Origin of the sequence: Mesorhizobium sp. M7A.F.Ca.CA.001.10.2.1 (assembly GCF_003998575.1) — a bacterium.
In the GTDB taxonomy this organism is placed as follows: Bacteria; Pseudomonadota; Alphaproteobacteria; order Rhizobiales; family Rhizobiaceae; genus Mesorhizobium.
Map to the genome: position 1 here is coordinate 1 of NZ_RZQY01000041.1, position 18,712 is coordinate 18,712.

At 61.8% G+C, this 18,712-nt stretch carries 13 protein-coding genes and 1 tRNA gene; 7 read left to right on the top strand and 7 right to left on the bottom strand.

Annotation, left to right across the window (positions count from 1 at the left end):
- From EN964_RS38095 to EN964_RS04865, 6 genes are all read left to right on the top strand, one after another.
- The coding region (locus tag EN964_RS38095) for a hypothetical protein (RefSeq protein ID WP_206528692.1) at nucleotides 1-185 on the top strand (185 nt) is incomplete at its 5' end.
- A tRNA-Gly gene (locus EN964_RS04845) sits at nucleotides 176-250 on the top strand. The genes EN964_RS38095 and EN964_RS04845, both read left to right, overlap by 10 nt.
- A gap of 362 nt (nucleotides 251-612) precedes the next feature.
- Nucleotides 613-2,490, top strand: a complete 1,878-nt coding sequence (locus EN964_RS04850; protein WP_127267589.1) for an adenylate/guanylate cyclase domain-containing protein — start codon at nucleotides 613-615, stop codon at nucleotides 2,488-2,490.
- A 136-nt stretch (nucleotides 2,491-2,626) separates the two neighbouring features.
- On the top strand, nucleotides 2,627-3,958 hold the full coding sequence (locus EN964_RS04855; protein WP_127267588.1) for a hypothetical protein: 1,332 nt from the start codon (nucleotides 2,627-2,629) through the stop codon (nucleotides 3,956-3,958).
- 27 nt (nucleotides 3,959-3,985) lie between these two features.
- Complete coding sequence (locus EN964_RS04860; RefSeq protein WP_127267587.1) at nucleotides 3,986-4,582, top strand: hypothetical protein; 597 nt, start codon at nucleotides 3,986-3,988, stop codon at nucleotides 4,580-4,582.
- 42 nt (nucleotides 4,583-4,624) lie between these two features.
- Nucleotides 4,625-4,972, top strand: a complete 348-nt coding sequence (locus EN964_RS04865) for a hypothetical protein (protein ID WP_127267586.1) — start codon at nucleotides 4,625-4,627, stop codon at nucleotides 4,970-4,972.
- A gap of 47 nt (nucleotides 4,973-5,019) precedes the next feature.
- Here the strand turns inward: EN964_RS04865 and EN964_RS04870 are convergent, their stop codons facing one another.
- The gene (locus EN964_RS04870) at nucleotides 5,020-5,808 is read right to left on the bottom strand and encodes a SapC family protein (protein WP_127267585.1); all 789 of its coding nucleotides are present in this window, start codon (nucleotides 5,806-5,808) and stop codon (nucleotides 5,020-5,022) included.
- Between the two features lie 366 nt (nucleotides 5,809-6,174).
- Between EN964_RS04870 and EN964_RS04875 the strand changes: the two genes are divergently transcribed.
- On the top strand, nucleotides 6,175-6,444 hold the full coding sequence (locus EN964_RS04875; protein WP_127271859.1) for a hypothetical protein: 270 nt from the start codon (nucleotides 6,175-6,177) through the stop codon (nucleotides 6,442-6,444).
- A gap of 299 nt (nucleotides 6,445-6,743) precedes the next feature.
- Here the strand turns inward: EN964_RS04875 and EN964_RS04885 are convergent, their stop codons facing one another.
- The 6 genes from EN964_RS04885 to EN964_RS37540 form a co-directional block, all read right to left on the bottom strand.
- Nucleotides 6,744-7,274, bottom strand: coding sequence for a GNAT family N-acetyltransferase (locus EN964_RS04885; RefSeq protein ID WP_256754981.1), 531 nt, complete (start codon nucleotides 7,272-7,274; stop codon nucleotides 6,744-6,746).
- A gap of 18 nt (nucleotides 7,275-7,292) precedes the next feature.
- The gene (locus EN964_RS04890) at nucleotides 7,293-8,603 is read right to left on the bottom strand and encodes a hypothetical protein (RefSeq protein WP_127267583.1); all 1,311 of its coding nucleotides are present in this window, start codon (nucleotides 8,601-8,603) and stop codon (nucleotides 7,293-7,295) included.
- A 29-nt stretch (nucleotides 8,604-8,632) separates the two neighbouring features.
- A complete protein-coding gene (locus EN964_RS04895) occupies nucleotides 8,633-9,157 on the bottom strand; it encodes a phage tail protein (RefSeq protein WP_127267582.1) in 525 nt (174 codons plus the stop codon).
- A 10-nt stretch (nucleotides 9,158-9,167) separates the two neighbouring features.
- Complete coding sequence (locus EN964_RS04900; RefSeq protein WP_127267581.1) at nucleotides 9,168-9,674, bottom strand: phage tail protein; 507 nt, start codon at nucleotides 9,672-9,674, stop codon at nucleotides 9,168-9,170.
- Nucleotides 9,675-9,686: 12 nt separating this feature from the next.
- Complete coding sequence (locus EN964_RS04905; protein ID WP_127267580.1) at nucleotides 9,687-10,187, bottom strand: phage tail protein; 501 nt, start codon at nucleotides 10,185-10,187, stop codon at nucleotides 9,687-9,689.
- 194 nt (nucleotides 10,188-10,381) lie between these two features.
- Nucleotides 10,382-18,628 carry an S-layer family protein gene (locus EN964_RS37540; RefSeq protein WP_206528693.1) on the bottom strand — a complete coding sequence of 2,749 codons (8,247 nt, stop codon included), beginning with the start codon at nucleotides 18,626-18,628 and terminating at the stop codon, nucleotides 10,382-10,384.
- Between the last annotated feature and the right edge of the window lie 84 nt (nucleotides 18,629-18,712).

Consider the following 18,712-nt stretch of genomic DNA (forward strand, 5'->3'; position numbering starts at 1 on the left):
ACATCATGGTGAGCGGCACCGCCCTTCGCGCTGGCGCCCCGCCGCCCGCCACTCACGCGCCCGCCGGCGGCTTGCCGGCCCCGCGCATCGTGTCGCAAAAAGCCTGCGATTTCCCTGTTGCAATCGCCGCGCTCTTCAGCCATATAGGCCCGGCTTGCGGCCAAGCGCCGTGCGAGCGGGTGTAGCTCAGGGGTAGAGCACAACCTTGCCAAGGTTGGGGTCGAGCGTTCGAATCGCTTCACCCGCTCCAAATCTTCTTTAGATTTGAAAAGCATAAAGGGCCCGGGTAACCGGGCCTTTTTGCTATCTGGCGCCGGGGAGCGGGGGGACGACGTTTCCAGCCGAAGCCGGGAACGTAGGGCTGCCCATCCGACCTGGGTGTTGAGCCTCAACAGGTTGTCCGCGGGTAGAGCGAGGCGGCTCCGGAATTTGCGTCGCGGGCGATCGATATGCCATGGATAATCGGCCAACGGCTTTCGCTTCCATTTCGCGACCCTGACGGCCGAGACCGCGAATCGGGCGCGAGCGACCTCCAGCGGCGTTGGCGCCGAGCAGGTAAATCAGCTAGAACTAACTCAGGCGGAACAATTGTCTGCGATTTCAGGAGACGACATGTCCGAGGAGCATGTTGAGCGTCGGCTGGCGGCGATCCTGGCCGCGGATGTGGTCGGCTATAGCCGTCTTATGGAGGTCGACGAAGAGCACACGCTCAATCTCCTTCGGCAGCATCGACGGGAGTTCTTCGATCCGACCGTCACCAAGCACGGCGGGCGCATCTTCAAGGTGATGGGTGACGGCTTTCTGGTCGAGTTCGGCAGCGTAATCAATGCGGCGCGCTGCGCGGTCGAGATCCAGCGCGGCATGCCCGAGCGGAATGCCGGCATTCCCGAGGACCGGCATTTCAAGTTTCGCATGGGCATCAACCTTGGCGACATCATCGTCGACGGCGATGATTTCCAGGGCGACGGTGTCAATCTTGCGGTGCGGCTGCAGGGCCTCGCGATGCCCGGCGGCATTGCCTGCTCGGAAGCGGTGCGCCATGCGGTCGGCAACAAGCTGGGCGTCGACTTCGCCGATCAGGGCACCAGGACCGTCAAGAACATTGCCCAGCAGGTGCATGTCTACTTCGCCAACTGGGACCAGGGCGTGTCTTATGTCGAGACGCATGTTGCGGCCAGAACCGTCCAGACGCTGGTGCGGTCCGACAAGCCGTCGGTGGCGATCCTGCCATTCGCCAATCTTAGCGCTGATCCCGACCAGCAGTATTTCAGCGATGGCATCACTGAAGACATCATAACCGACCTCTCGAACGTCTCCGGCCTGTTCGTGCTCAGCCGCAATACAGTCTTCGCGTTCAAGGGCAGGACCGACAAGATGGAACGCATCGCCAGGGAGCTTGGCGTCGGCTACATTGTCGAGGGCAGCGTCCGCAAGGCGGGAAACCGGGTCAGGATCAATGCCGAGTTGATCGAGGGCGCCACGGACGGACACGTTTGGGCTGCCCGCTACGACCGCGACCTCACCGACATCTTCGCCGTGCAGGACGAAATCGCCAAAGCGGTCGTGGCGCAGCTCAGGGTCAAGCTCCTGCCTGAGGAGAGGAAAGCTATCGAGCAGGCGCCGACGGACAATGTGGAAGCCTATACGCATTACCTTCGAGGGCGCGATTACAGCCACATCGCGACCAGAGCCAACCACCTGATGGCCAGACAAAGCTATATCAGGGCCATTGAGCTCGATCCGGGATATGCCCGTGCCTATGCAGGTCTGGCGGTCTGCGACGTACGCCTTCAGTCGAACTACGGCTCACCGATCCATGTGGACGACATTCTCGCGACCGCGGACAAGGCCCTGGCCCTGGACGCGAATTTGGCCGAAGCGCATTCAGCCAGGGGCTTTGCCCTGTCCCTCGCCGATCGCCGTTCCGAGGCCGCGGCGGCGTTCGAACAGGCTCTTACGCTCGACGCCAATTGCCACGAGGCCAATCGTTACTATGCCGAGTTTTGCGTAACCGGCGGCCAGTTCGAGTTCGCCGCCACGTACTTCATGCGCGCGATGGAAATCAAACCGTCCGACTACGGCGCACCGGTCATGCTGGTGAACGTCTTTCGGACTCTCGGCCAACAGAACGATGCGGAGCTTTATGCACGAATCGCATTGGAGAGAGCTGAAGAGGAACTCCGTTTGCATCCCGAGAACGCCAATTGTGCCTGCCTAGGGGCTATCGTGCTGGCCTTCCTTGGTGAACGCGATAGGGCGGCCAAGTGGCTTGACCGGTCTCTGGCGATCGACCCTAACGATATCAACGTCCAATACAACGCAGCTTGTACCTATGCGTTGCTGGGGGAGTTCGAACGTTCGATCGACCTTTTGGAAGCGTGGCTGCCGCAGGCTGGCGCCGAGATGAGACTCTGGTTCAAGAACGATTCCGATTTCGCCTCTGTTCGCAGTCATCCTCGCTACCAGAAGTTGCTCCAGCTGCTGCAGTAGCGATACGCATTGTTCTTGAGTCAAATTGTCGCCGATAATCAAGAATCGGCCTTCAGGAAGATTTACCCGAAAAACCAACGCCCTCGCCATCCCGCGGATATTATGTTACGTAACTAATATAACCGAGAGGTGGGGAATGGGTACCCGGTTCAGGTTGTTCGTTCAGCCTCCGTTCGAAGACCCTACGTCAAGTCCCGAGATCATTACGGTTTCTTCCCCGCGAGGCAGTGTCGGACCTGGCCCATCCGACGATCGTATGTATGTCGTCGAGCCGGCCGACAAGATGCGGCCCTATGGCGTCAACCACGGTCCGTTGGGCACGCCCTTCATCTCCCTGCCGCCCTGGACGCGAGCTATCCTCGATCCGGCCATTCCCGACGAGGAAGGCAACTTCGATCACTATCAGCCCTCGACGCCCGGCTTCGAAGCAGCGCACGCGTTCGGATGCGTGCGCTTCACGCTCGACGTTTGGGAGCGTTACATCGGCCAACCGCTCGTCTGGCATTTCCACGATCACCACGACCGTCTGGAAATCTCGATCCTGCCGGATTGGGACAACGCTCAATACGGCTATGGCTTCCTCGAGCTCGGCAGCCAATTCACGAAAGACGGACGCGCGCTCCCCTTCAGCCTCGACTTCGATATTATCGCGCATGAGGTTGGCCATGCGTTCGTCTACAGCGTCCTCGGCATACCCAAGCCGGGAGCTGAGTTCCCCGAATATCTGGGCTTTCAGGAGGCCTTTTCCGACTGCGTTTCGTTGATCGCGGCCATGCATTTTCCATCCGTGATCGAAAACGTTCTGACGGTGACGCGCGGGAACCTCTACATCGCCAATCAACTCTCTCGCTTTTCGGAATTTTCACCGCACCGCCAGATACGCGAGGCCAACAACAAGCTGACGATGGCCGATTTCGCGGACGGCTGGACCGACGAGCATGCCTTGTCGCAACCTCTAACGGGTGCCGTCTTCGACATTCTGGTCGATGTCTTTCACGAGAGCTTGGTGGATCGAGGACTGATTTCGCCGGAGGCCGAAGATCTTGCCGACCTCGCCGAGATCTACCCAACCGCCGAGGCGCCGCTCCAGAAAGTCTTTGACCGCGATTTCACGCGCAATCCAGACGGTTTCGTCGAAGCGCTGCTCGACGCGCGCGATATCGTGGGTACCTATCTCGCCGAGACGCTGTGGGCTCTCGCCCCGGATTTCCTGGACTATCGTGACATGGCGAGAACGATGCTCGCGGTCGACGACCGTGTGACCGGAGGAGAACTATCAAGCATCATCTTCCGGGATTTCGACCGAAGAGGGATTTTTCGCTACCGTGCCGGGCCTCGCCTGACGAAGCCAGACCGAAAGAGCCATGTTCATGAGGGTCGAACCGCTCGTCCACGGGATCAGGTGCGTCTCCCGGATATGAGCTATTTCGAGAAATATTGGATGTCCAGAAGTGGCGCCGAGCTTTGATCGACATTGCAGAGGATGGGGTGATCCATGATAACTGAAACCATTTTAAATACCTCGGCCATACACTTGTTCGGTAGAGTTCTTGAAGATTTGAAGCTGAAGAAGAGGATCGATGGGGGACGGCCTCCAAGACCTGGCAATAACAGATTCCTGCAGAACCAGATCGACGCCTCCGGCAGCCTGCTGGCAAGGATCTATGCATTCACCTTCGAGGCGCAGTTCTACGAGCTGGCCAGACCGACCATACTTCTTGTTCATGGGCCTGGCACCGCGGTTGATTATCCAGCTCCGGCGGACACCGATCTGAAGGTCATGAGCCGCGGTCCAAGCGACCCTGCCTATACCGGACTTTCATCGCAGATAGGCTCATTTGCCCGCGGAATGCAGGTCTGGGTGTACGACAAGAGTGACCTGACAATGCGGCTGGAGCTCGACACGGGAACGCTCGAAGATGTTCTGTTGGGTGCAGAGCTGGACCCGCATTCGTTTGGTCGGTCGGGTGGAGCAATGGGGAGATCTGGTGGTGCCATGGGGCGATCGGGCGGCGCCATGGGCAGGTCTGGCGGTGCGATGGGGCGGTCCGGTGGCGCAATGAACCGCAACGGGCGCGGCGATCTCGACTAGCGTTCCCGATTGTCATTTGAGAATGCCAAAGGGAGATGGATCATGGCAAGAGTAGATATAGTGCGCGTCGATACACCTGAAGGGAATGCTGTAAGAGCCGGAGAGCCGATTACTGTGAGCGTGACGGTCTCCCCGGACCGTGGCTGGTTTAACGACACAGAGTACTTGGTAATCGACTTTATTTATGCTGACACTTCAGACATAGCCTCATGTTTATTGATCAACGACAACGACACTAACATCGAAGACACAACAACAATTAACTTTAAGCTTAAAGCGGAATCCGGCGCTCTGACTGGAGAATACTATGTTCGGATCACAAATAATTACTTCGAGGAGACCATCGTAAGCGGCCCTGAAGACGGAACTATCACTGTGTCCTCAAGTTAATCACTTGCGCTGTTGTCACGATCAATCTGGTGCGTGCCAGGGTGAAATCAGCTCGCTGGCCGCCCCGCCTTCCGCAGCGACGCCTGATGCACCAGCGAGGTCCAGCTGTTGGTCGAGGCGAGATGGCAATAGAGCAGGCCGAGCGCGCCTGATTTGCGCAGGTCGAGAAACGCCTCGTCGCTCAATTTGTTGAAGGCCGGCTCGTCGATCACCTGGAAATCGGTGAGGTTGAGCACCTCGCCGCCTTCCAGCGTCACCTTGCTCTGGCGTGGCGAAAACAGGCCGTGCGCATCGATCTTTTCGACCATCTCGCGGGTGGCTCGGAAGTCGATCTGGAACTGATTGCAGAAGGCGAGCGCCTGTTTGGTCGCTTCGGTTGGCTCGTTGCCGGTGAAGAACGGCAGGATCTTGTCATCGCGGGACGGCGCCAGCAACTGGTCGACGATGCGGTCGCTGGCCCGTTCGACGCACAGCGTCAGCCGGCCGGCCGATGTCGGGTCTTCGGCAAGGATGAAGGGATAGCGGCGGACATAGGCGGGGATGTAGTGCGGCGCGGTCCATTTGCCTTCGGCACCGACGAACAGGTTCTCGTTCTGACGCACGCCGGTGATGATCACCGGCGCCTTGCCCGGGCCGATGAAGACGATTGGGTAGGAGCGCATCGCCGCCGGCATTTCCGACGCCACCACCGGAATGGCGTGCGCCGAGCGGGCGAAGCCGAAATCGCTGCGCGCGGTCAGGCCCAGCGAGCCGTGCCGCGCCGGGTTGAGCGCCTCGGGCCTCGAATAGAACAGCGGCATCGCGTCGCCCGTCACTTCCGTCTTTGCATCAGCCATCATCCGTCTCCCGCACGCCCATCAGGCTGCCAATGGTCCCGAAGCCGGGATCTATGCTTGTTTGCGCTGATCTTGGGTCGAAAGGAATCCCGCGCAGGAACAAAGTACTACAGCGTCTCTTGCGCGCATAAAAGGACAGGCGGTGCTGTATTTTGGGATTGCGGCGGCCGATTGCCTTGGGAACACGACCGCCAGCCTGCCCGCCTCTGGACAGCTTGCGGCGAAGCGGCGACAGTGCCTCCGCTGGAGCAAATCCAGGAAAAGTGTGGAGCGGTTTTCCCCTGGCGATTGCGAAGAAACAAAAGCCGGATCGGATCAGCGATCCGAACGCTGAACCGCTCCGGCGGACAGATTGAGGGAAACGGAATGGCGTCGGTGTCGGATTTCGAGCAGGGACAAACCTTCACCATCGAAGCCGGCGGCCGGCAGATCCCGCTCGAACTCAGCGCGGTCAAGCCCATCGCCGCCAGCCCGCGCCCGGGCGGCGGCTTCTCGCTGCTGTTCAAAGGCCCGCGCGACATCGCACTGCCGCAGGCGACCTATCTTTTCACGGGGGAAAGCGGCAGCCACGAGATCTTCATCGTGCCGGTCGCCGCCGATGCGACGGGGCGGCTGTACGAGGCGGTGTTCAATTAGGACCCTGTTTTGGGCTGCACGCAGGCCTATCGCATCGTGACAGGGCCTGATGCGACAATCCTTGCCGCCGGCGCCGCCCCTCACTGTCCTGCCGGACATCTCTCCCCGTAAACGGGGCGAGAGTGGCTGGCTGCGACGCCGGCGCCTTTCTTGCAACGCTGGAGATTGGCGAAATCCGCGATGAAAGCGTCCCTCTCCCCGTCACTATACGGGGAGAGGATGCCGGCAGGCAGGTGAGGGGCAGCGCAAACGATGACCATAGACAATGATCGCATCTGCCAACAAATCGGTTCCGACGATCATAGATCGTCGCCCCCCGGCGGCGCACACGCCATCAGGTCATAAACGCCCTTGTCCTCGACGACCGCGAAGCCGAGCGCGACATAAAGCCGTCTCGCCGGATTGTGCTTCTCGACATGGATCGACGCTGATTTGCCGGCTAACCATGCCTCGTCGATGAGGTCGCAGAGCAGCGCGGTGCCGTAACCCTTGCGGCGATGATGCGGCAGGAAGGCGATGTCGATGATGCGGTGCTGGGTTGGCCAGCGCTCGATATAGAGGCGGCCGATGTCGTCGCTATCGCGTTCCACCACCAGCCAATCGGCCTCGGGATAGTGTTTTCGGTAATGCGCGTGCTGGGCCTGGAACTGCATGCCGAGGAATTCGGCCTTCTGCGCCTCGCTCCACGACGTCACCGCGAGTTCTTCGAAGCGGGTCGAGGCATAGAGCCGCGACAGGAACGGCAAGTCCGCCTCCACTGCCGCACGAAAGCGGAGCCCGGCCGTGTCAGACCGGGGCCAGACCGGACGGGCCTGCTTGCCTTCCGCCACGCTGCCGGAAATCAACCGTCAGACCGGCGGCGTCAGGTCGCGCACGACGACGATCTGCTTGAGATTATTGTCGGTCAGCGACGTCCAGTTATACTCCCATTCGGAACTGTCGACGCCCATCTGGTTGATCGTCCACAGCCCGTTGGTGCCGTCCGGCATGAGCGCCAGGCTGAACAAAGCGAGCCGGCCGTCGGCATTGTAGTTGAGCGTCAGGCGCGTCGAGCGAAGGGATGCGCCGAAATCGCGCCATCCCGACCAGTTCTGGGTATAGGCATCCCATTGCGCGTTGAATTGGAGGAAGTGCTGCTGGTCGGCCGCGACCAGCACGATATCGCCGTCGCCCTGGATGCCGGCGGCAAGCGCCTGGTTGGGCGCCCTGGAGTAGCCGGGTGTCGCCCACTGCGTCCACGTATCCGATCCGGCGGGCATCTGGCGCGTGTGCAGCACCTGGCCGTTCTGGGTCAGGGCGAACAAATTGGTGGCGCCCAGCGGGCCGATGACCGGCGCCATCTCGATGAAGCCACCTGTCTGGGTCGTGTCGATCTGCACCCAACCCGTCCAGTCGGCGGCCTTCAAGGCCTGCGCCTTCGCCTGCTGGCAGCGATAGAGATGCAGGTTCGAATTGATGCCGAACAGCGCGATGCGGCCGTCACCCTGGCGTATCGCCGAAACCGTCACCAGGCCGCCGGGGATCTGGATCCAGTCGCTCCACGGTTTGGCCGGCGGCGTCAGCACGTCGACGGTGACGACGATCGGTGTCGTCGTGCCGGGCGGCGTGATGGTTTTCTGCACCTGCACGATCTGGTCCGGATTCTGGTAGATCCACCAGATGCGGCCCTGATTGTCGGTGACGAAGACCTCGATGCGGCCATCGGCATCGCGCGCCATCGAAAGCTTCTGATAGGAGGTGGCGCCGGGCGGCGTGCCGATGCTCATCGGCGCGGTCCATTTCTCGACCGGGCCGATCTGGTTGGCGTCTTCGGTGATGAAGGACAGATTGGTGGTTCCCGATGGCTGCGCGACCACGGCGACACGGCCGTCCTTGGTGAGGCCCGCCGTCATGATCACCCAGGCGCCGGGCGCGATGAACGACCAGGCCGAGGGCCATGGCCCGTTCGGCGAAAGCTGCGCCTTCTGGATCAACTGCCCCTTGGCGGAATCGATCCCCACCACCATCAGCCGCGACAGTTCGAAAAACGACGTGCCGGCCGGCTTGTGCTGGAAAATGGGTGGAGGGCTGGACGGCGCCGGGCGGGCCCTGGAAGCCGCTTTCGGCGCCGGCGTCTTCGCTGCGGGGACCTTCGACTTCGGTTCTGCGTTCTTGGCCATCGTACGGTCCTGCCCTTTCGGTTCGGAATTCAGCTTCTTGGCGGGAAGACGCCCTGCAGCGCGATGCAGAAATAGCAGGTGAGATAGGGCTGCATGTTGTTGTGCGGCTGGTCGCCGCCGGCAGGGGGGAGCGCTTGAGGGCTCATCTGCGTCAGGTTGGCCGCCGGGGTATAGATTGTTGCGTTGGTGGATTTGGCCAGGCTTCGCGTCGAGGACGGCGCATTGAGTTCGCCCAGGTCGATGTCATGGTCGCGCATTGCGTGGGTGTGGTTAGGAATCTCCGATTCGAGCAGGCTTACCGTTTCCGTACCGTCGGTCTCGCCGAGATCGTGCAGCGAAAGCCCTGGTCCTTGCCCCGGGTGCATCGGCAAGCGGCCCTGAAGGTCGGGCAAGGCAAAATTGCTTTTGCCATTGCCGCCATAGGTCGTGCCCAGCAACGAGAACAATGCCGTGTTCTGCGACAGCGGCAGCAACTGCCCGTCGCACCACGCCCAGCCCCTGGGCGCGAAATAAAAGGGGAAGATTCGGATTTCGGCGACGAACGGGTCAGCCATGATGTCCCTCTCAGGTCGGCGACGGAAAGATGCCGAAAAGTGAAATGATAAAGCTGATGCAAAGATACGGCTGGAAATTGTTGTGCGGCTGGCTGCCGCCAACGGCTGTTACAGCCTGCTGGGCCATGTCGGTATCGGTCGTGTCCTGGATGTAGGGCAAGGCGCCACCGCCAATCTGTGCAACGACCTTCCCGCTGGGACTGGTATCTTGACCAATGCTCAGGGACGCGACCATCGGATGGCTGTGTGACGGAATCTGGGAAATTGTCAGATTGACTTCCTCTATGCCTCCCGTCTCCGCAAGGATGAAGCCGCTGCCCTGATGGAGCGGAACACGGCCTCGCAGGTCGGGCAGCGCGAAGGTGCTCTGGCCATCGCCGCCATAGGTCGTGCCAATCAGCTGGAACAGTGTCTCGTTCTCCGAGATCGGCAGAAGCTGTCCCTCGCAGAACATCCAGCCGGCCGGCGCGAAATTGCCGGCAAACATGCGTATCTCACCAACATAAGGCTGTGCCATGATCGCGCCTCCTTAATTCGGCGAAGGGAAAATGCCCTGCAGGGCAATGCAGAAGCTCAGCGTCAGGAACGGCTGCATGTTGAGATGTGCCTGACTGCCGCCGACACTGGTAATTGTGCTCGGGCTCAGCGTCGTCACGTTCGCGAAATCGCTATACAGCCGCCCCGGAACCACCCCCAAAACGTTCCCCGCACCATCCTGGCTGCTACCGGTGTTTGTGCTTGCCTGCGCAAAGTGAACGTGTGTCGGTATTTCGGAAATCGACAGCGTATGGCTTTGCTCGCCACCGCGCTCGCCTAGTGTGTGACCGCTCCCAACGTGGATCGGGATACGTCCCCTATAATCGGGCAGCGCGAAATTGACTTGGCCGTCACCGCCGAAAGTGGTTCCGAGCAGTGAAAATAGCGCCTGGTTCTGGTTGATCGGCAAAAGCTGCCCGTTACAGAGCGCCCAACCCTTGGGCGGGAAGACAAAGGACATAATCCTGATTTCCGATAGAAATGGCTCGGCCATGTCTCGCGCCCTCATTAGATATCAGAAGAATACACGGAACGACATAGAAGTCTACTTGGGTTTCTAACAAACCAAGTACTATTATAAAATAATAGACAGTATTTAAATAACAAGAGGCGCAGGAAGGCAGTGTGTACCCAAGGTTGTAGATCGTCGCACCAAATGGTGGCCTTTCTACCTCATCAACGTAGCCATCATGGGAACGGCGGCGTGGCAAGCCCGGTAAATCCGCTCGTTTGCGCCGTCGCGGTAGATGCAGAAACAACTGTATTGCGGCCGTTCAGATAAGCGATCACGGCAGCAGTATCCATGGCGCCCCCAGCATAGCCGCTAAGGTTGATCGTCCCGTTGTTGCGCTGACGTACCCGGATGTCACCAGCCGCCATGGTGCCGCCAAGCGAATGCGTAAAGATGTTCGCGAGCGCGCCGGCGCCGCCTATGCTCAGATCGACGGATGCACCATTTCCCTCCGGGTCCGTGACGGCTGACTGGACGAGAATGCCAGCAGCCGCATCTCCGGTCCCATCCAGTTTGATGTCAATCGCGTTGCCGGTTATCTGGGCCAGGATGCTGCCGGCGCCGTCCTGTCCGGCCTGGACAAGGATAGCACGTTGCGTACCGGCATAGTCGATGGAGTTGTTTTTGATTCCGACCCGCATGGCGCCGCCGCCGGCATTGAATACGGATATGCCATCCGCTGTCAGCCCGTTTGCGACCGTGATGGTATTGCTTTCAATTCGAGCGTCAAAAGTAAAGCCGTTGTCGAACGCCGACCCGAGCAGGCTCACCACGACGAAGTCGCCCGCCGCCGTGCTGCTCAGCGTGTTGCCGGTGGCGACGAGGCTCACATCGCTGTTGTCCCCGGCGCTGACGGACAGCTGATCGTTGTTGCTGCTCGAAGTGCTGTTGATGACGTTCAGGTTCATTGTGGAGTTGTCGAATGCATCGGCGACGATGCCACCGCTGAAGTTGTTGCTCGAATTGGCACCCGAGAAGTTGATCGTGGCGTTCGACGTTCCACGGATGCCGAACAGATACCCGCTGCCAAGCACGGCGCCAGTCGAGCTGCCGCCTGAAATCGTCAGCGCGAGCGTGCCGGACTGGGTCTGCAGCTGGAAGTTGTCGTCGCCGCTGCCTGTGATCGTGGTGTTGGTGACCGCGCTGGTGCCGGACATGTTGTAGAAATGGATGCCATCTTCGTCCGCTCCATTGCCCGCATTCGATATGCTGCTGTTGCTGAGCGTGAAGTTCGAAACGGTATTGCCGTTGATGCCTTGCTCGGCGCCGCCCGAAATGGCGATCCGGTCCAGCGTCGCCGTAGAGACGTTTTGAAGGTGGATGGCCGCGTTGGTCGTGAGGTTGTCACCAGTCGAAAGCCCCGAATTGTCGGCATCGAGATCGTCGGTGCCGGCATTGGTGAAATTCATGTTCTTCAGCGTGATGTTGCTCGCGCTGATGAAACTGGCGCCGCGCCCGGTTGTGTTCTGAATTGTGCCGCCCGAGCCGGCGGTGGTGCCGACACCTGTAACGGTCAATCCACCCGAGCCCGTATTGTTGAGCACGATGCCGTTGATGCCGCCATTCGCCGAAATGCTCTGGAAATTCAGCCCGCTGGCGCCGATATTCGTGTTGACGACGTTGAGCGCCGTGCCTGTGCCGGAGGTGATCGTGTTGCCGGTGCCCTGCACCGTCACCGTGCCGCCGCCGGTCGCGTTGAAGCCGTCGCCGCTCGTTGTGTTGATAACCAGCCCGCCATTGGTGAAGTTGATGGCGGCGCCGGGGTTGCTGGTCATGATGACGGCGGCGTTGACGCCGGTCGAGAGCGTCTTGACCGCGCCGCCGAAGTTGATCGTGCCGCCGGCGTTGCTGAGCACGGCAATGCCCAGCCCGCCGTCGTTGCGAGTGATCGTGCTGGCGCTGTCGAAATTGACCGAGCCGCCGGCCATGCCGCGGATGTTGGCGACATTGCCGCCAGGGTTGGTGATGTCGACATTGTTCAGGTTGACGACCGCGCTGACGTCGTCATTGCCTGGCGTGCCCTGGTCGCCATCGACGACGAAGGCATTGTTCGCAGCCCCCGCGTCGGTCTGGATGGCGACATTGTTGAAAGTGTAGGTGCCGGTCGCATTGTTGGTCGAATCGCCGAGAATGGTGATGCCGGCCGTGCCCGTCAGGCTGGCATTGCTGACGGTGACGCTGCCCGCCGCGCCGTCGATCACAATGCCGGTGCCGCCGGTGTCGTTGAGCCCGTTCGCCACGGCAGTGGTGAAATTCACCGAACCGCCGGCGGTGTCGGCGACGACGATCATGCGCTGGCCGGCGGTGGCTTGCGTGATCGTGCCGGCATAGGTGACGGTGGCGGTGCCGCCATTGACGTTGAACGCCGTGCCGCTGGGGCTGATGATCGAGGTGCCGGTGCCGAAATTGAACGTGCCGCCCGAGCCGTTGAGGATGTCGACGCTGGCATTGCCGCCATTCAGCGTCGTCGTGCCGACGAAACTGTAGATGCCGTCCGCATTGTCGAACTGCAGGCCGGTACCGTTCGTCGCCGACAGCGTACCGGTAGCGAAGTTGAGCGAGCCGCTGTGCCCGCCCGTGACGCTGACCAGGGTGGCATTGTTCGACTGGCTGACATTGCCGGTATAGTTGAGGTTGGCGGTGCCGCCGCTGACAGCGATGGTTGCCGCGCTGCCGCCGACCAGCGTGCCGGCGCCGAGATTGATCGTCCCCAACCCGATCACGTTGGTGAGGACGACGGCGCTGTTGCCGCCGGCGCCGTTGCTGGTCGAGGAAAAATTCATGCCGGTGGCCGCGACGGTGACGCCGCTCAGGTTCATCGCCACACCGGTGCCCGTGGCGATGGAGTTGCCCACGCCGGTCACGCTGATCGTGCCGGAACCCGTGGCATTGAAGCCGGCGCCTGCCGAGGTCACGATCGCCAGCCCGCCGCCGTTGAAATTGACCGTCACCGGGGCGCTGTTGCCGGAAATATCGACGCAAAGCCCGCCGCTGCTCATGCCGATGGCGTAGCTGGCGCCGCTGATGTTGTAGGTGCCGCCGGTGTTGGCGGTGATCGATATGCCGGTGCCCCCGCCGGTAAAGCTGTTCGAGGCGCCGGACACCGTCACCGTGCCGCCTGCATTGTTGTTCAGCGATACGCCCAGCCCGCTGGCCGTCAGATTGCCGTTCAGGGCGACGAGGCCGGCGCCGGCAAGCCGGCTCTGGACATTCAGCGCCGGACTGAATGCGCCCGAATTGTTGACCGTGCCCGAATAGCTCACGGCAGCCGTGCCGCCGACGACATTGAACGACGCGCCCGTTGCGCCGCTCAGCGCACCAGTTCCAAGTCCAACAATACCCGTGACATCGGTCAGGCTGACATTGTTGATGCCACCGGCCGACGAGGTCGAATCGAGCGCGATGGTGGCGGCGACACCGGAGAGATTGATCGCTGTGCCGCCGGTTGCGTTCACCGTCTGGGCGGCAGCCGTAGCGGTGATGCCCATCGTGCCGCCGGTGGCGAGAATGCCGGTGCCGGCGGTGGTGTCGATGGTCAAGCCGTTGGTGAAGCTGGTTGTGCCGCCGGCCTGCGAGAGACCAACGCCGCTGGTCGTGTCGATGTTGGCGAGGCCGGTGACGTTGAGCGTGCCGGTCTGGACTCGGATACCGCCGCCTGTGTTGGGGACGGTGGCATTGTTCACCGTCACCGTGTTGAAGTTGAAGGTGCCGGTGTTGGTGTTGACGGCATCGATGCCAAAGCCTGTCGTGTTGCCGATGGCGGTCGCGCCAGTAACGGTGAAGGTACCAGCGACGCCGTCGAAGATGATGCCGCTCGCGCCGCCACTGGCGTTTACGGTGGCAAACGTCATGTTGACGGTCAGCGGATCGAGATCGAACGCCGCGCCGTTGGTGGTGGTGACCACGCCACCGGTGTTGTTCAGCGTGAAGGTGGTGGTTTTGGTGTTGGCGATGACACCGGTGCCGCCATTGTTGGCAAGGCTGAGCGTGCCCAGATTAAGGGTACCGCTGGTGTTGGTGAAACTGAGGCCATTGCCCTGGACGCGAGCGCCTGGGTTACCGATGCCGAGCGTGCCGGCGCTGACGGTGCCGCCGGCGCCGTCGGAATCGAAGCGGACATTGTTGAAGGCGATGCCGCCACTGCCGGCGCCCCCGGTCGCCGTATTGCCGGCAAACGATCTGATCGCGATTGAATTCAGGTCGGCATCGATGTTCTGGCCGGTGAACGACGCAGCCAGGCCGGACGCGGTCGAGCTGAGCGTGTTGCCGTCGATCGAAAGCAGAAGCGTATTGGCCGGAGCTCCCGTGGTGGAGAAATCGAGCGCGTTGCCGCCGGCGGCGATGGTGTTGTTCCTGACGAAGAAACTGGAGGCGCCGCTCGCGTTGACGGCAACGCCCGCACCGGAACCGAGATTGCTGACGATCAGGTTCTGGATACCGCCCGTGAAGATGCCGCTGCCTGATGTCGCCAGATTGATGACCTGCGTGGCGTTATTGCTCTGCAGGACCGGCCGCAGCGTGTCGATGCCCGCCGGCGCCGCGATGATCGGCGAATTCTGCACCGTGGTGAAGTGGAACGCCGGCGACGCGCCGGCGCTGGTGTCGACCCCGAGCTGGGAGACATCGATCGCCGCGTCGTTGCTCTTGAAGGCGAGCAGCACCTGTCCGTCATCGAGTTGGAACGACGTCGCGCCGAGGTCGATCGTCGCCTGGCCGCCGTCGACGGTCTTGTCGATCAGCACAATGACATTGGCCGAAGACGTCTGGGCGTTGGCGTAGGTGCCTGGATTGAGCAGACTGCCGTCGCCAAGGGCGGTGGCATCGGCCGTGACATAGTAGACCTTGTAGGAGGACAGGTTCGAAATGTCGCCATCGAAATTGACGTCGTTGAAATTGTAGTCGCCGTTGGTCGGCAAAGTGTCGGTGGCGTGGATGACCTGGCCGCCTGTGGTCTTGATCGACGATTCGGCCGGGCCGGCGCCGTCGCCGAACACGAGCTGGGCGTTGGTGGCGCTGGAGAACTGGACCCCATAGCCTACATTTTCGATCTTGGAGGTCTGTCCCGCCGGATTGTTGTTGACCGTGTCGCCGAGCTGGATCGTGCCGGTGCCGGTCGTGTCGGCCATGTCGATGCCGATCGTGCCGGCAAAACCGCCGCCGTCGACGTCGAAATCGCCAGCGGTGATGTTGCTCGCGCCGAGCGACGCGCCGTTGAGGTCGAGACCGATGGTGTTCGCCGCGCCAAGCCCGATGTTCAGGCTGGCGAAATTCAACGTCGAGCCGAGCGTGCCGGAAATGTCGACACCGCGCGCATTGGCACCGGTGATGCCTAGCAGGTTGACCGTGCCGAGATCGATTACGCCGCCGCTGACATTGTTGAGCGATATGCCGGTCGCCGCGCCATTGACCGAAATCGTATCGAACTTGATACCACCGGCGCCGACCGTCGCGCCTTTCGCCCCGGCGACGACCGCCGTCGCGTCGCCAAGCTTCAGCGCCGTGCCGCCGTTCGTGGTCGTGATGGTGTTGCCGGCGCCGGTGACGCTGACTGTTCCCGAACCGAAGGTGCTGGCGGTGAAGCCGGCGCCGCTGCTGGTGGTGATGACAAGGCCGCCATTGGTGAAGGCGAGAGTGCCCTTGGTCTGCGGGTCCATCACGTACGACGGTGCCTTGACGATGGCATCGTTGGCGCCGGTGTTGAATATCTTCGACGTGCCGGAGAAGGTGACCGTGCCGTTGGCCGAGCCGCCGATGGCGACACCCTCGCCACCGCTGTGATCGATGGTGCTCGAAATATCGTATATGCCTTCGGCATGGCCAAAGAAGTCGAAGGCCGTCGATGACGTGGTGGAAACGACGGAACCGCTCATGTTCAGACGGGTCGCATCGCCCGTGGCGCTTAACACCGCGCCCACACCGACCGTGATCGAACCTTTGTAGGTCAGCGTGGTGAAGGCCAGGTCATTGCCGCCGCCGAGGCTGATAGCCGAGAGGGTGGTGTTCGTGATGCTGGCGCTGCCGTTGATGCCGACGTTGACGGTCCCGCCCTGCGAGCTCTGTATGATGCCGAACTGGCCGCCATCGATGGTCAGGGTGGATCCGGCGACATTGGCGATGTTGACGGTACCAACCTCGGGACCGCCGATATTGAACCCGGCATATTGGACGTCGAGATCGATCGTCCCGGTGAAATTGACCTCTCCGGTGCCACTCAGGGCGTACAGCCAGGCGCCGGTGTATCCAGTATCCCTCAGGCCGCCGATGTTGACATCCCCGACGAGATTGGCGCCCAACAGCGTCACTCCGGCACCGCCGGGGTCGCCGGGAAGGGGGATCGTGGAGTCCGCCGAGATGCTGTCGAAGGTAATGCCGGCGCTGCCGACATTGGCACCATACACAGCAAGCCCGTCGCTGCCGGCATTGATCTTGTTGCCCGCGCCGGTGACGGTAATAATGGTGGAGGTTGCGCCAGCCGGGCCTAAATCGCCAATTGCGACGAAGCCCGCCCCGGCCATTGTCGATATATCAAGGCCGCCATGGGTGAAGTCGATCGTGCTGTTGGTATTGAGTGCCGGGGCGCCTGAGCCGTAATTGCCAATGATGCCCAAGCTCACGCCGTCCGTCGCGCCCGAATTGATCTGCTTGGTCGCGCCCGAGAACGTGATCGCGGCTGCGTCGTTACCGGCAACGACGATGTTGCCGCCGGCGGCCGCATTGGTATCGGTCAGATTACCCGACAGCGTCACCGAGCCACCGGTCATGCTCTGGATCGACGCCGCAGCGCCCGTTCCGTTGCTGGCAATCGTGCCGCCATAGGAAGTCGTCGCGTTGCCGCCGCTGGCTGCGGTCCCCGAGCCGACATTGAACGACGTGCCCGAACCGGTGTTGGTCAGCGTACCGGTGCCGAAGCTTGCGGTGCCGGCCAGGTTCTGCAGGTCGATGCCGCTGCCGGAAGCGAAAGTCGCACTTGTCGAGGCGAAGTTGATACCGGCCGTGATGCCGTCGAGCGCCACCGCCTGCGCGTTGGTGGCGTTGATCGTGCCGGTCGTGACATTGACCGTGCCGCCGCCGCTGGCGCTGAACGCCGTCGCGCCCGATGTGGTGATGTCCAGATCGGCGAAGGTGACCGTAGAGCCAGCGTTGTTGGTAAGCGAGGCACCATTGCCGTTGACTGTGACCTTGTCGGTGAAGTTGATCGTGCCGCCGGTGCGGTTGGCGATCGAGATGCCGCCGCCGGTCAGCGTGCCCGCCGGTCCGCTGTTGGGCAAGGTGCCGCGCGTGACCGTGATGTTGCCGGCGCCGCCATCGACGTCGAGCAGCGTGCCGGCGACGTTGACGTTGTTGTCCGTGATCGACAAATTGGTGTCGAGGCCGGCGACCTTGAACGCCGTCTGGCCGGTGGCGACATTGCTGACCGTGACGCCCTGGATAACGATGCCGCCGACATTGCTGAAGCCGCCGGCATTCTGGTCGATGGTGAAGACCGAACCGCTGCCGCCGGTGAAGTCGAACGCGGTGTCGCGCACCTGGTTGCTGCCGAGCAGCTGCAACGTATCGCCGCCCGTGCTCTTGACCACGCCCTCATTGCCGGTGACGTTGCCGCCGGTGGCGCCGAGATTGCCCTGGACATTGATCGGCTGGATGGTGCCGGAGGTGATGATCGAACTGCCGTTGCCGAAGCCGGTGATCGACTGGCCCGAATCGAGCGTGAACGGCGTGGCGCTCAGATCGACCGTGCCGACAAAGGCGAAGGTCAGTGTGCCGGTCATGGCATCGGCCTGAGCGGCCGTGACCGTGGTCACCGCGGCGCTGAGCCCGTTGGTGCCGGCAGCGATCACGCCACCGTCCTGGGAAATCATGACGACCCCGCCGACCGCGCTGGCCAGATTGGCGCTGCCGGTGAAGGCGACATCATCGAAATCATAATTGCCGAGCGTCGGATCGAGCCCGATCGTGTTGACCGTGTAGCCGCCACTGGCCGCTGTGATCGAGGATTGCAGCACAGTCGCGTCGCCGTCGCCGAAGGTGAAGTTGGCGTTGGCCGACGTCGCCGTCGTGCCGCCCGACGACAGTTCGACGCCGACACCAGCATTGGAAATGCTGGAGCCCTGCAGAAAGGTGATGGTCTTGTTGCCCGTCGTCGATGACAGGTCGATGCCGCGCGAGGTGAGGTCGCCGGTGCCGGTGATCGTTGTCACGCCGAAATCGGCCGTGGTCGATGAACCGCTGAAGTCGATGCCGGTCTGGTTGGCGCCGGAGCCCATCGTCACATTGGTTGTTCCAAATGTGACATCGGCATTGGTCAGGGCGAAGTTGATGCCGGCTGGACCGACGGTCGAACCCATCGTCACGCTGGTGGTGCCGAAGGTGACGGCGCCGGCATTGTTGGTGATGTCGATGCCATTGCCCGTGGCACCCGACACGGTCACCGCCCCGAAGGTCGCCGATGCGGTGCTGGCGACATTGGCGACGGCCAGGCCGGTGGCAGTGGCGCCGGTGATCGACAG